This window comes from Chryseobacterium sp. BIGb0232, from assembly GCF_024810195.1.
Taxonomy (GTDB): Bacteria; Bacteroidota; Bacteroidia; order Flavobacteriales; family Weeksellaceae; genus Chryseobacterium; species Chryseobacterium pennae.
In genome coordinates, this window is the sequence record NZ_JANUEH010000009.1 from 173,836 (window position 1) to 187,595 (window position 13,760).

Consider the following 13,760-nt stretch of genomic DNA (forward strand, 5'->3'; position numbering starts at 1 on the left):
ATGAAATTATTAGAAGGAAAGGTAGCACTAATTACCGGAGCTACAAGAGGAATCGGGAAAGGGATTGCTGAAATGTTTGCTCAACAGGGAGCAAAAGTAGCATTTACTTATGCCGGTTCTGTAGACAAAGCTAAAGAATTAGAAGCAGCTTTAAGTTCTGTAACCCAAATTAAAGGATATCAGTCTGACGCATCAGATTATGATGCCGCTCAAACATTGGTAGAGGAAGTAATGGCAGAGTTTGGACAGATTGATATTTTGGTAAACAATGCAGGGATTACAAAAGATAACCTGTTATTGAGAATGTCTAAAGAAGATTGGGATCAGGTAATCAAAGTAAACTTAGATTCAGTTTTCAACCTTACAAAAGCAGTTATCAAGCCGATGATGAAGGCAAGATCAGGATCTATCATTAATATGACTTCTGTAGTAGGAATTCAGGGACATGCAGGACAGGCGAACTATGCAGCTTCTAAAGCTGGTGTTATTGGGTTTACAAAATCTGTGGCATTAGAATTAGGATCAAGAAATATCAGATGTAACGCTATTGCTCCAGGATTCATCGAAACAGAAATGACTGCTATTCTGGATGAAAAAATAGTTCAGGAATGGAGAGACGGAATTCCAATGAAAAAAGGAGGGCAGCCTGCTGATGTAGCCAATGCCTGTGTTTTCTTAGGAAGCGAAATGGCATCATACATTACCGGACAGACACTGAACGTTGACGGTGGAATGTTAACTTAAAATATAAAGAGGCTATACAAAATGTGTAGCCTCTTTTTTTATTTGGTGCAGACTTTTTAAATCTGCATTATCTGTGAGAGAAAATTAATTATCAGTTAAAAACCTGATTTTCCTGTTCCTGAACTCTGATAAACGTAGTTCTTTTAGAAAGTTCCTTAAGTTTGGATGCACCCACATAAGTACAGGTAGAACGCACTCCTCCTAAAATATCCTTCACGGTTTCAGAAACTGGACCTTTATAGGCTACTTTTACAGTTTTCCCTTCTGAAGCACGGTATTCAGCAACCCCTCCTGAGTGTTTATCCATAGCTGTTTTTGAACTCATTCCGTAGAATAAACGGTATTTTTTACCATTTTCTTCCACCATTTCACCCCCACTTTCATCGTGGCCGGCAAACATTCCGCCCAGCATCACAAAATCGGCACCACCACCAAAAGCCTTGGCAACATCTCCCGGGACTTTACAGCCTCCGTCTGCAATGATGTGGCCTCCTAATCCATGAGCTGCATCAGCACATTCAATAATAGCAGACAATTGTGGATAGCCAACTCCTGTCTTTACACGGGTGGTACATACAGAACCAGGTCCGATACCCACTTTAATGATATCTGCTCCTACCAAAAGAAGCTCTTCAACCATTTCTCCGGTTACTACATTCCCGGCAATAATAACCTTGTCAGGAAAATTAGCCCTTGCCGTCTTCACAAACTGAACGAAATGCTCAGAATAACCATTGGCAACATCTATACAGAGAAACTCGATTTTTGGGTGCTTTTCAAGAATGAGCCTGATTTTCTCTTCATCTGCTTTTCCTGTTCCTGTGCTTAAAGCAATATATTGATGAATGCTTTCAGGCTGGCTTTCCAGGAACTGATCCCATTCTTCAGGAGTATAATGTTTATGTATTGCCGTGATGATCTTGTCTTTAGCGAGTTCTACAGCCATTTCAAAAGTCCCTACAGTATCCATATTAGCAGCGATAACAGGAACTCCACTCCATTTTTTTTTGGTATGTTTAAAAATAAATTCCCTTTCCAGCTCTACTTCTGAACGGGACTTCAAGGTGGAACGCTTAGGGCGGAACATTACATCCTTAAACCCTAGTTTTATGTCATATTCTATACGCATTTTGTAATTATTTCTCAGAATAAAGGTAGTAAATAATCTGAAATGGATTATTTTTGAAGCCATGGATTTTCCTGTAACTTTTCATATTTTCGGTCATACAATTCTTGCGCATCCTCTTTTTGAAGCCGTTGGTATGTTTCTGGGGATGAGATATTATTTTTATCTTAAAAGAAAATCAACCGAGAAGCTCTCGTTCAATACTTCTGCTGCAGTTCTGATAGGCGCAACAGCAGGAGCGCTATTGGGATCCAAACTCATCGGAAATCTGGAAAATCCTTACACCATGTTTGAGGACTTTAGTTTTCAGAAGTTCTGGTCCAGCAATACCATTGTGGGAGGGTTAGCCTTTGGTTTACTGGGAGTAGAGCTGGCCAAAAAAATAGTCAGACACAAACAAAGCACGGGAGATCTCATTGTTTTTCCCTTAATGTTGGCGATCATTATTGGAAGGATTGGTTGTTTTCTTACAGGAGTTCACGAGGAAACCTATGGTATTCCTACAGATTCTATTTTTGGAATGAACCTGGGAGATCAGTATCTCAGACATCCTGTTGCCTTATACGAAATAGGGTTTCTTATCAGCCTTTGGATCATTCTTAAATATATTCAGAAACAGAAGACATATCCGTCAGGGTTCCTTTTTCAGATCTTTATGCTGAGCTATTTTATCTTTAGACTTTTATTAGATTTCATTAAGCCAAGAGTTGAAATTGCAGGAAATCTTGGAACTATTCAACTTGTATGTATTTGTGTAATTATTTACTACATTTATACTATTAAAAATATTCAAACCACTTATTTAAAACATTCAATATGAAACTCTTAACATTTTTAGATGGCGGGAGCCTTGCAGGTGTTTTTTTTATGATCGTTGGGATGATGATTATAGGCGCTCTGTTTTTTTCTATTATTGTTACTTTTATTGTGAAACTAATCTATGAAAGTAAGGATAACAGAAAATTCAGCAGAAAACAGTTTATAATGACTTTTATTATCTGTTTATTGGTCTGTGGTCTGATCAGCGGATATATCTGTGGATAAATATTTTAGAAATTAATTATGCCAGTAAGAAACTATACCTATTACGATTATACCATTAGTCTTTGCCCGGAATGCCTGAAAAGGGTAGGGGCGAAGATCATCATAGAAGATGAAGCTGTTTTCATGACCAAAAGATGTCCTGATCATGGCTTTTTCAAAACAAAGATAGCCTCAGATGTTCAGTATTATAAAAATATAAGGAACTATAACAAAGCTTCAGAAATGCCGGTTCATTTCGGAACAGATGTAGAATACGGATGTCCTTATGACTGTGGGCTTTGTGTGGATCATGAGCAGCATAGCTGTCTTTCGATTGTAGAAGTTACGGATCGCTGTAATCTGACCTGCCCAACCTGTTATGCCATGTCTTCCCCACATTATGGAAGCCACAGAAGCCTTGAGGAAATTGAGGCCATGTTTGATATCATTGTTAAAAATGAGGGCGAACCGGATGTTGTTCAGATCAGTGGCGGAGAGCCTACTATTCATCCGGAGTTTTTCAAAATTATGGATATTGCCAAGTCAAAACCCATTAAACATTTAATGTTGAATACCAATGGGATAAGAATTGCCAATGATCCTGGTTTTGCTGAAAAGCTGGCCACCTATGCTCCTGAATTTGAAGTGTATCTTCAGTTTGATTCTTTTAAACCTGAAGTGTTGGAAGATTTCAGAGGAAAAGATCTTACTTCCGTAAGGATGAAAGCTTTGGAGAAACTGAATGAGCTAAACCTTTCCACCACCTTGGTTATTGTCCTTCAGAAAGATAAAAATATTGATGAGATCGGAAAGATCATTGAATTTGCTTTAAAACAGAAGTGTGTAAGAGGAATTACCTTCCAGCCGGTAGAAATTGCAGGGAGAAACAGGGAAGATTCTGCACATGAGAAAATTACCTTAACAGAGGTGAGGCAGGAGATTCTTAACCAGTTTCCACTGTTAAATTCTGATGACATTATTCCTGTTCCTTGTAATCCTGACGCCTTAGCCATGGGATATATTTTAAAACTTCAGGGAGAAATCATTCCCCTAACCCGATATATCAATCCTGCTGATCTTCTGAACAACGAATCCAAAAATACCATCGTTTATGAACAGGATGCTGGGCTTCATATGCAGTTGCTGGATATCTTCAGTACCGGTATTTCTGTCGATAAAGTAAAGCCTAAGGTTAATCAGCTGCTTTGTTGCCTTCCTGAAGTATGTGCTCCGGATCTGGATTATGATAATCTGTTCAGAATTATCATTATGAACTTTATGGATGCTCATGATTTTGATGTAAGAGCAGTGAAGAAGTCCTGTGTTCACATTGTGAATAAAGATCTGAAATTAATTCCGTTTGAAACCATGAACCTTTTCTATAGAGATGATAAGAAAAGTTATCTTGAGGAATTGAGAAAAGAAGACAAAGTATTATTTTAAGCATAATCATCTGTTCCCGATCTGTGGCTAATAGATTCTACCACAGATGGATACGGATTTTCACAGATGATTGCGTATAATTGATAATTTGTAACAAAAATCTGCGGTATCTACTCAATCAGCGAGAGTAAAAATAAAAAGCGTGAAGATCAAATTTCACGCTTTTTCTATATCTTAATAACAGTATTATTTAACTTCCTTTGCGGTATCAAAAACCATTACTTCTTCTAGGGTTTTCATATACTCATACGCAGTAAGGTCAAACTTCACAGGTACGATAGAAATGTATCCGTTAGCCAAAGCTGTTTCATCAGCATCTTCAGAATCATCCATATTGTTGAAGTAACCTGTTAACCAGTAATACTTTTTCCCGTGTGGATTTACCCTTTCATCAAAGCTTTCTTCCCATTTAGCATGAGCCTGCTTACAAACTTTCACTCCCTTTATTTCTGATGCAGGAAGTTTAGGGATGTTCACATTCAGAACAATTCCTTTTGGCATCGGGTTTTCAAGAGTTTTTCTTACAATATTCTGAATAAACTCTTTAGCCTGAGTAAAATCTGCTTCCCAGCTGAAATCCAGTAATGAGAATCCGATGGCAGGAATTCCTTCCACACCTGCTTCCACAGCAGCAGACATTGTTCCTGAATAGATTACATTAATAGATGAATTGGCCCCATGATTAATCCCTGAAACTACAATATCAGGTCTTCTTGTCATAATTTTATCAAGAGCCATTTTTACGCAGTCTACAGGAGTTCCGCTGCAGGAATAATCTGTTTGCGGGCCATCAAGGGTAACCTCTTCGTAGCTTAGTGTAGAGTTAATGGTAATAGCGTGGCCTTTTCCACTTTGGGGAGAGTTGGGGGCTACTACCACTACTTCTCCGATTTCGTTCATAAAACTGATCAAATTTCTGATACCAGGAGCTGTAATTCCATCATCATTAGTCACCAGAATAAGCGGTCTTTCCATATATTATCTTAATTTTTTATACAAATGCAGTACAATCTGTTCATTTTGAGAATTGAACAAAAAGAGTTTCAACACATCAAATGTAGTTAAAAATAAGACGTGATAAAACAGCAGGTTAGCCATTCACTGATTTAATCTCAGTAATAAATACCCTGTATTTTGATAGAGAAAAGGCCCTGAATGCCAAAATAGAGAAATCCTCCAGCTTAAGTTACCGTTGAATTTTAGCGTAAATTTATCATCCTCCCAATACGAATTAACATTGAATGGAGAAGACAGAATACGGTTTTATTTATAATCAATCCAACGGTTTTCTCCCCGTAATAATATTATAAAGAACAACAATTATAGCTATAACCAGCAAAATATGAATCAAATATCCTGTACTGATTCCGGGCACAATTCCCAGTATTCCTAATAGCCATACAACAATGCAGATCACTGCAATTAACCATAATAAACTTCTCATGACATTACATTTTAAAGTTATCTGTTTAAATATCAGCATATTTTATGCCTTTATAGGTTAAATTTTATTTTTGTGGTATCGGATGGTGTATTTTTCTCCTTTGATAATTTTCAATATAGGGACCATCCTAATTTGGCGAGAAAATAATTCTTTTACCTTTTGGATCTAAAATTCACTTAACATTTTATTTAATTCTTATAAAAAAATAAGACACTTACGAAATTATAAATGTCTTATTTACCAAAATTAATTTATGAGAAAAGGTGTTTGTTATTGATTAATAAAAGGATTTGACCATTTTTTGTCTACATATACATTTTTTCCAGAAAGAGTTTTAAGAAATGCTACAATTGCTTTTTTCTCCTTTTCTGTAACTCGTAAGCTTTTGACTCCAGCTAAACGGGTATCCAGGTTAGTATTTTGACTGTTCTTGGGTACATTATTATAGTGATCTACAACTCCTTCCAGGGTGGTAATAACTGCTGAGTGCATCATTGGTCCATTAGATCTTCCATTACTATTGACAAGGTCTCTTAAGGAAGGAGCTCTTGTAACGCTAATATCAATACCATTCCCGTTGATCTTATTGATTATTCCATTATTCCCGGAATTAGGTTCCATGCTGAGTTCAGGAATTTGATGACAAGCAGCACAACCAAGCCCACCAGATATACGGTTACCGGTAACTAAAAAACTTAACACAGGTATTTTCATAAAAAGATTTTTACCCAGGTTTTCTTCTTCTGTAAAATTATCTAATGGTGAAAAATCTGAAAGAGCCTGAGCTCTACCCTGATCGTATTTAGAGTCAAAAGATGTAATACTTAATACAAATTGGGACAATGCGCTTTGAATTTTATCTTCATTAATTTCAGAATTACCATAAGCTTTGGTGAATAATTCTTGATAATAGGGTAAAGCGGTCAATTTAATAATGAGATCATTAAATGAAGGATCTCCATTTGTACCACTGAAGCCCATTTCTATGTGGTCTTTAATAGGGATAGAGGTTTGCTCTTTCAAAGAAGATGCTCTTTTATCCCAGAAAAAGCGAGGCTCATCAGAAAACCTTGTATTGATCAATCTCATTGAATGTCTCTCTGTTTTTCCGTTTACTCCCTGGCTTGCAATATTATCATCACCAAAAGCTAATTCTTGTTTATGGCAACTTGCACATGAAACAGTGTTGTTTGAAGAAAGGTTCTTATCATAAAACAAAACTCTTCCTAGCGTTGCTCCTGCATCTGTTACAGGGTTCATATAAGTGGAATTGCCTCTAATAATGTGGGATGGAATCTCCTGATTTGAGTAATTGGCGAGATTATTCAAATCAATATTATTTCCAAAAAAGGCAGCCAAAGTATTAGACAGTCTAGCCTTGGATAAAGCTGAAACTTCAGGATTCTCCCCGGAGATTGGCTCTAACATATTATCATTTTGACAGGAGACGATACCCAACATAATTAAGGGTAAAAGAAATAATTTTTTATTTTTCATTTTTTAAAGTATTTTAAATTGTGTAGTTTGTTGAGGGTTAAAAACAGGTAAGTAAACATAATGGGCTTTACAGATATGGGTATCACTTGGAAAAGGGCATCCTGTTTTCTATTTTAGAATAACTGTGCTCTTTCTGCATAATCCCTCTATTACTTCAATGGCAATATAGGGAACTCGTGGGTGGATAAAAGTAAAGAGACTCCATAATATTCATTTGATGATTCTTGGGGTTTTAAAATTTCAGCCAATTTTGTACAATCTTTTTCCCCTTTGGAGTAAGAAAGCTCTCAGGATGATATTGCAGTCCCGTAATATCATATTTTTCATGCCTCAGAGACATGATTGTCTCTTGATCATCAGTAGATGTTATGACCAGGTTTTGAGGCAGATTACGATTTTCCACCACCCAGCTGTGATATCTTGCGACTTCTATATGGTCAGGCAATTCTGTATAGATTTTTTCATTTTTGTTAAGTGAAATTATGGAACTGACTCCGTGATAAACTTGAGAAGTATTGATAAGGTGAGCTCCAAAAGCGATTCCTATGGCCTGATGCCCTAAACAGATACCCAATATTTTTTTTGAATGCTTATAAGTCTTTATCAAAGGAATACATAGCCCGGCATCCTGTGGTATTCCGGGGCCCGGAGAGAGAACAATAGCATCATAATCCTGTGCTAGTTCCAGCTGAAAGGTATCATTCCTATAAACATCAATCTTATAGTCACCACATTCGGAAATGAGCTGTTTTAGATTGTAGGTAAATGAATCGTAATTGTCTACAAGCAGTATTTTTTTCATAATGTATACGATCTAAATTCTTTTAACGTGTTTAGAATTAAGGTGATCTTATTGTTTACTTCTTCCAGCTCTTTTTGAGGATCAGAAGATATGACAACGCCGGCTCCGGCACGGTAAGTCATCATTCCGTTTTCGAATAAGGTACTTCTTATAAGAATGCAGGTATTGATATCATTATTAAATCCTATCCAGCCAAGTAGTCCTCCATAATATGAACGACTGCTGCTTTCTATATCATCAATAAGCTGTACTGCCTTGTATTTAGGCGCTCCACTTAATGTTCCTGCGGGTAAAAATTCTTTGATCAGACGGACCGTATTAAGCTCTGTATTTAGTTGGCCTTGTACCTGGCTTACCATATGGATAACATTATTATAATGTTCTATGGTCTTCAGTTTACTGATGTATACATCTTTTGCATATCTGCTGAGATCATTCCTTGCCAAATCAACAAGCATATTGTGCTCTGCATTTTCTTTAGGGTCTGCCAGCAGTTCTTTTTCCAGCAATGCATCCTTTTCTTTATGCATTGTTTTTTTGTAGGTTCCTGCGATGGGTTTTACTATTGCCAAACCATCTGACGAACTGAAATGTGTCTCTGGTGATGCTCCTGCTATTGTATAGTTTTCTTCTTCCAGAAAGAAATAATACTGGGCACTGTTGTTTTTCAGCTTCACAAAAAATGTCCACGGATCGCCTGTATAGTTTCTGGAAAATCTTCGGGAAACGACCAGCTGGAATACATTCCCTATCTGGCAGTGATGTTTTGCTTTGTTCACTTTTTCTAAAAATTCTTCCTCCGTGCAATCTTTTTCTTCTGCGTCAGATACTAGAAATCCTTTTAGTCCTGTATTTAAGGTGTTTTTCAGCTGTTCTTTCATTTCCGTCATCTCCTCAATTTCTCCATCATAATAGTTATTGATGCAGACAACTTGTGAGAGGGTGATATTGAAAACATAAATATATCGGTATAGAGAAAATTTAAAGAGTGGCAACTGGCTGCTTTCTCTTTCTTCAGCGTATTTTTTCAGAGAAATATTTTCTATAAGCTGTATAGAATCATAGCTGCTGAAACCTAAAAGACCATTATATGGATGAGAATTATTTTCAGGGATGTTTTTTTTCTGCCATTCAGCTGTTTTATCCCAAAAATTAAGTTCGTCAGTTTCTATTGTTTCTGTCTTTTCACCTGATCTGTATTGAAGCTTATTCACATTATTTGACTGTAATGAGGCAATAGATTCTGTCGCAATAAAAACCAGCCTGTGGTTGTCATTGTTTACGGTTTCAGAAACTTCAAACCAAATAGAACTTGTGGCTGTCTGCCTCAGGGAGTTATAAAAACTCTTCATATCAAAGTTTTCGGGGTAATCTGAACTTATATGAGAAGAAAAGATCTTAGTTTCTTTCATAGATTTAGTGTGTTAAATCATTTATTATTTTACTTAGTAGGGCAGAGGTCTGCTTCGGATACTGGAACATAAAAAAATGTCCTCCCTCTACAGGAAAATAGCTTGTAGTATTGGACGTATGACGGTTCCAATCTTTATAGCAGTCTTTATTATTATACAGCTCATCATTTTCTGCTATGATTACTGCCAAAGGAGTTTCGATAATAATGGACGGCCAGTCTTCAACAGGATTTTCTTCTAAAAGTGCTGTATCTTTTTCCATAATCTCTATCCGTTTCTGCTGTACTCTCTGAAAAATCGGGGCATTTTTGCTTCTTTCATATTTCGTTGGAAGAATATCAAGCAGCAGGGCATTTCGCTTTTTTCTCGGCATTGGCAGTTCTGCAGACTGAAACAGGGGTGCCTGCATCCCTGAAACAATCAATCCTTTTGGCATATAATCGTTCTGTAGATTAAATAAAACAAGAAGGCCCAAAACAGCTCCCATACTGTGTCCCCACAATATAAAAGGCTGGTCTTTACTTAGCAGTCTGCTTCTGATTTTATCAGAAATATCTTCTATAGTTTCTTCTAATGTTGAATGAAAAGGTTCCGTACTTCTCATTCCCCTTCCCGGCAGTTCTACATAATGTACCTCCACATCTTCCGTATTCAGTACATTGGATACATTAGACATTGAGGAAGATGAGCCACCCGCATAAGGAATACAGAACAATAGTGTTTTGTATTCCATCTAAACAGATAATTTACTTTTATCTATAAACATTACGGTTACTTTTCCTTTTGCACAGACAGAACCTTCTGCCGAGGCTTTTACATGAATAGAGCAGGCAGGCCCTTTTCTCCAGTCTATACTTACCTCCAGCTGCAGCAAGCATCCTGGTAATACCGACTTTAGAAAATTAATCTGGACATTTCCTAAAACGCCTATTATGGGTCTTTCTGTCGGAGGAAGAGGCCCTCCTTTTTCCCATTCCAGATCATCTAAAGCCAGCATGAGCGATGAAGCCTGTGCTAAAGCTTCTGTAATAAGAACTCCGGGCATAATGGGGAAATCGGGAAAATGACCTGCGAAATAGGGCTCACCCATAGAGACAGCTTTTACAGCAGTAAGTTCTTTTCCAGGAATATAACCTGTCACTTTATCTATCAGAAGAAACGGATGTCTGTATTTTAAAATTTGAGTGATCTGATAGGATTCTAACAATGCTTCCATTTATTTTGTTTTTTCTATTATGGTGAGAATTACAGTTCCTGCCTTGTCTGCTGAAAGAACCAGAATGTTTTCCTGATCTGTTTTGTGAATGCTTTTTCCTTCGAATACTGAAACAGCATAGGCTATTCCCAGCATACCTCCGGCGTTGTCATTATCTCCAAAAAGGTTTTCAGGATAAATGACAGATGTGCTCAGCCCATTTTTTCTTAACACTTCTTCAAAAATAGTTTCATCAATTACCGAAATGCCTCCGGAAAAAATAATGGTATCAAAACTGAATAGTGCTGCCATATCTGAAATATTCTGATACAGAAATGCTTCTGTCGGCAGATCCTCTGTATGGGTTTCAGAATGTATCTTTTTTATTGTGGCTAAAGGTTTTCTGCCTGCTTCAGATAAAGTTTCCCTGCGTTCTAAAACCATGGCTATTCCCAGTTCGGTGGAGGCTGGTCTGTGCAGGGCTTCATTTCCCCTGCGGATAGACCCCTGATATTCATTTCGGACTTCTGTAGAGGCAATGACTCCGTAATCTGTGATTCCCTGTTTTAGATGGAGGGAAGCAATATCTAAAGCCTGAAGGCTTCCTGCCATCCCTGCACATACACTGAAATTGGGCCCTTTTATTCCTGCCTGAATGGCCATCTGACTGGCTGCTGCATTGGCAATGGTGCTTGGAGCTTTCATTGGGCTTACACGGTCCGGACCTTGATTTTTTGCAGTTAAATCAAAGATAAAACAGTCTTCAAGGTTGGAAAGTTCAGTGCCGTCATAAAGCCCGATTCTTTCAGGAGCTTCATTGATTATCGAACTTAAACTTCTGTTATGTATGGCATGAAATGCTGCATTACAGTACAACAATGTTGCTTTGTTAAGAAATCTCTGTCCTTTTGGTTTTAAAAAATTCTGGGGATCATGATCTTCAATGATTAAAGCTTTCGTTTCCGATTCTTTTCGGAAGAAATAATTGTCAATCTCCGTTCCGTATGGACTATTGAAGCCTATTACGGAAATTACTATATCTTTATTTGAAGTGTTATTTGCTGTCATATTTACTGAATATTACGCTGCATATATTCCCGCCAAAAGCGAAAGAATTACTAAGAACATGATCTACTTTATTTTCGATTTCTGAGGATGGCTGGATATGAAAATGAGTATTAAAGGCTTCATCAATTTTTTCTGTATTGCGGTTTCTGGGAACTTTTTGATGATGTAGAGAAAGAGTAGCAGTTACTGCTTCCAATGCACTGGCTGCTCCCATACAGTGTCCTAACATGGATTTGATTCCATTGACATATAAAGAATCTATTTCTTCTCCGAAAACATTGCGCATCGCATTTACCTCATGGGAATCATTGGCTTTTGTTCCTGTTCCGTGGGCGCTTACATAAGTGATGTTCTTTCTATCAATATTGCTTGATTTTATTGCATTGTTCATAGACAGGGTAGCACCGGAACCTTCCGGATCAGGGGCTGTAGGATCATAGGCATCACAGGCTAAGCCGTACCCTTTGATTTCGCCATATATTTTAGCTCCTCTTGCCAGTGCATGTTCCAGTTCTTCCAATACTAAAACAGCTGCTCCTTCCCCTACAATCATCCCGTTCCTGTTCTGATCAAAAGGTTTACAGTTGTCTTTTGACATGGCTCCCAATCTGTAAAAAACGGTGTAGCAGGACCGTGTAAAAGGGTCAGCTCCTCCTGCAATAATTAGGGAAGATCTGCCTTCGCGAATCATAGAGTAGGCTGTGCCAATAGCATAATTTCCTGCTGCACAGGCTGTAGGAATTACCATATTGGTTCCGCCGAGATTGTAATATTTTGCTATACTGGCACTTAATTCAACTGGTCTGAAATAAGTAAGTGTCTTTGCTGCTTCAGAGGAAAGGTCTTCATGTTTCATTTCCAGATTCCACTGATCTACAACTCTTTCTACAATATCCTGGTTGCCGTTTGTAGTACCCAGAATAACTCCGTAATTATTTTTTTTGGTGAATTTTTCAAAACCGGCATCTTTCAGACCCATGTCTATCGCGGCGGCGGCATAAGTAACGGCTTTGCCATAAGGCTTAAAATGCTCCAGCAATTCAGTATTCTTATAATCTTTTTCCAAGTCTACTTCAGCAGCGCGGGTAACTCCTTTATAGTTGGAGGGCTCCAGTTTTGTAAGGTCTCCGACTCCTGATTCTCCATTCAGGATTTTTTCCCAAAATGCTTCTTTTTCACAGGCTAAAGGGCTTACTACACCCATTCCTGTAATTACAATTCTTTTCATATGTGTTGTGTTTTTTATAAAGTTAATCCTCCATCGATAATGAATGTCTGCCCGGTGATATAGCTGCTTTTGTCCGAGCACAGAAAGGTTACCAGCTCAGCAACTTCTTCCGTTTTTCCCATCCTTTTCATGGGGATCATCTGATCTATTTTCTTTTTATCCTGTTCATTCATTTTGGCTACCATTTCGGTATCAATAAATCCCGGGGCAACAGCATTTACCTGTAAGTTAAATTTTGCAAATTCCAGAGCCAGTGTTTTGGTTAAAGAGATAACAGCTGCTTTAGTTGCTCCGTAATTGGCCTGTCCCACTGCTCCTCTTACTCCTGAAACAGATGATATATTGATGATTTTTGAATTTTTCTTTCGGATGAAAGATCTTATCACTGCTTTTGTGAGGTAATAAGTCCCATTCAGGTTGGTTTCCAATACATTGGTCCACATATCGGTGGTCATGCTGAAAAAAGGGGCGTCCATTGTGATTCCTGCATTGTTTACCAAGCCGTATAGCGGACCTAATGCAGATTTTTCAATTTCGGCGATTAGAGATTTTGATTGTTCTTCATCTTTTATGTCAGCCTGATAAAGCATCGTCTTACCCGGAAATTCAGCTGAAAGTTTGTCCAAAAAAGCTTCTGCTGTTTCTTTCCCATGATTATAGGTAAATGATACGGATGCTCCCGATGAAAGCAGCTGCTGAACAATGGCTCTGCCGATTCCTCTTCCGCCTCCTGTCACTAAAAAATGTTTGTCTGATAAATCTATTTGCATAATTATTT

Annotated in this window: 15 protein-coding genes; 4 read left to right on the forward strand and 11 right to left on the reverse strand. The window is 37.8% G+C overall.

What is annotated here, in order from left to right; all coding sequences use genetic code 11:
* A complete protein-coding gene (gene fabG, locus M2372_RS18790; protein ID WP_115973118.1) occupies nt 1-744 on the forward strand; it encodes a 3-oxoacyl-[acyl-carrier-protein] reductase in 744 nt (247 codons plus the stop codon).
* Between the two features lie 91 nt (nt 745-835).
* Here fabG (M2372_RS18790) and M2372_RS18795 read toward each other — a convergent pair whose 3' ends face one another.
* On the reverse strand, nt 836-1,873 hold the full coding sequence (locus tag M2372_RS18795; RefSeq protein ID WP_123320607.1) for a GMP reductase: 1,038 nt from the start codon (nt 1,871-1,873) through the stop codon (nt 836-838).
* Between the two features lie 61 nt (nt 1,874-1,934).
* Between M2372_RS18795 and M2372_RS18800 the strand changes: the two genes are divergently transcribed.
* From M2372_RS18800 to M2372_RS18810, 3 genes are read left to right on the forward strand one after another with little or no spacing between them, the layout of a single operon-like run.
* A complete protein-coding gene (locus tag M2372_RS18800) occupies nt 1,935-2,690 on the forward strand; it encodes a prolipoprotein diacylglyceryl transferase (protein WP_123320246.1) in 756 nt (251 codons plus the stop codon).
* Entirely contained in the window at nt 2,687-2,914 is a 228-nt protein-coding gene (locus tag M2372_RS18805) for a hypothetical protein (protein ID WP_123320247.1), read from the forward strand. The genes M2372_RS18800 and M2372_RS18805 overlap by 4 nt, the downstream gene beginning before the upstream one ends.
* Before the next feature lie 18 nt (nt 2,915-2,932).
* The gene (locus M2372_RS18810; RefSeq protein WP_115973115.1) at nt 2,933-4,336 is read left to right on the forward strand and encodes a radical SAM protein; all 1,404 of its coding nucleotides are present in this window, start codon (nt 2,933-2,935) and stop codon (nt 4,334-4,336) included.
* Nucleotides 4,337-4,522: 186 nt separating this feature from the next.
* Here M2372_RS18810 and surE read toward each other — a convergent pair whose 3' ends face one another.
* The 10 genes from surE to fabG (M2372_RS18860) form a co-directional block, all read right to left on the reverse strand.
* Complete coding sequence (gene surE, locus M2372_RS18815; RefSeq protein WP_123320248.1) at nt 4,523-5,311, reverse strand: 5'/3'-nucleotidase SurE; 789 nt, start codon at nt 5,309-5,311, stop codon at nt 4,523-4,525.
* A 298-nt stretch (nt 5,312-5,609) separates the two neighbouring features.
* Nucleotides 5,610-5,780 carry a lmo0937 family membrane protein gene (locus M2372_RS18820; protein ID WP_123320249.1) on the reverse strand — a complete coding sequence of 57 codons (171 nt, stop codon included), beginning with the start codon at nt 5,778-5,780 and terminating at the stop codon, nt 5,610-5,612.
* 270 nt (nt 5,781-6,050) lie between these two features.
* On the reverse strand, nt 6,051-7,208 hold the full coding sequence (locus M2372_RS18825) for a cytochrome-c peroxidase (protein WP_123320608.1): 1,158 nt from the start codon (nt 7,206-7,208) through the stop codon (nt 6,051-6,053).
* A gap of 301 nt (nt 7,209-7,509) precedes the next feature.
* The gene (locus M2372_RS18830) at nt 7,510-8,079 is read right to left on the reverse strand and encodes an aminodeoxychorismate/anthranilate synthase component II (protein WP_123320250.1); all 570 of its coding nucleotides are present in this window, start codon (nt 8,077-8,079) and stop codon (nt 7,510-7,512) included.
* Nucleotides 8,076-9,491: an anthranilate synthase component I family protein gene (locus M2372_RS18835; RefSeq protein ID WP_123320251.1), complete on the reverse strand. Its 1,416-nt coding sequence runs from the start codon at nt 9,489-9,491 to the stop codon at nt 8,076-8,078. The genes M2372_RS18830 and M2372_RS18835 overlap by 4 nt, the downstream gene beginning before the upstream one ends.
* A 4-nt stretch (nt 9,492-9,495) precedes the next feature.
* Nucleotides 9,496-10,224 carry a thioesterase II family protein gene (locus M2372_RS18840; protein ID WP_123320252.1) on the reverse strand — a complete coding sequence of 243 codons (729 nt, stop codon included), beginning with the start codon at nt 10,222-10,224 and terminating at the stop codon, nt 9,496-9,498.
* Nucleotides 10,225-10,707, reverse strand: coding sequence for a 3-hydroxyacyl-ACP dehydratase FabZ family protein (locus M2372_RS18845; protein ID WP_123320253.1), 483 nt, complete (start codon nt 10,705-10,707; stop codon nt 10,225-10,227).
* Nucleotides 10,708-11,754, reverse strand: a complete 1,047-nt coding sequence (locus M2372_RS18850) for a beta-ketoacyl synthase N-terminal-like domain-containing protein (RefSeq protein WP_123320254.1) — start codon at nt 11,752-11,754, stop codon at nt 10,708-10,710.
* Entirely contained in the window at nt 11,741-12,982 is a 1,242-nt protein-coding gene (locus M2372_RS18855) for a beta-ketoacyl-[acyl-carrier-protein] synthase family protein (protein WP_123320255.1), read from the reverse strand. Before M2372_RS18855 ends, M2372_RS18850 begins: the two co-directional genes overlap by 14 nt.
* A 14-nt stretch (nt 12,983-12,996) precedes the next feature.
* Nucleotides 12,997-13,752, reverse strand: coding sequence for a 3-oxoacyl-ACP reductase FabG (fabG, locus tag M2372_RS18860; protein WP_123320256.1), 756 nt, complete (start codon nt 13,750-13,752; stop codon nt 12,997-12,999).
* Nucleotides 13,753-13,760 lie beyond the last annotated feature (8 nt).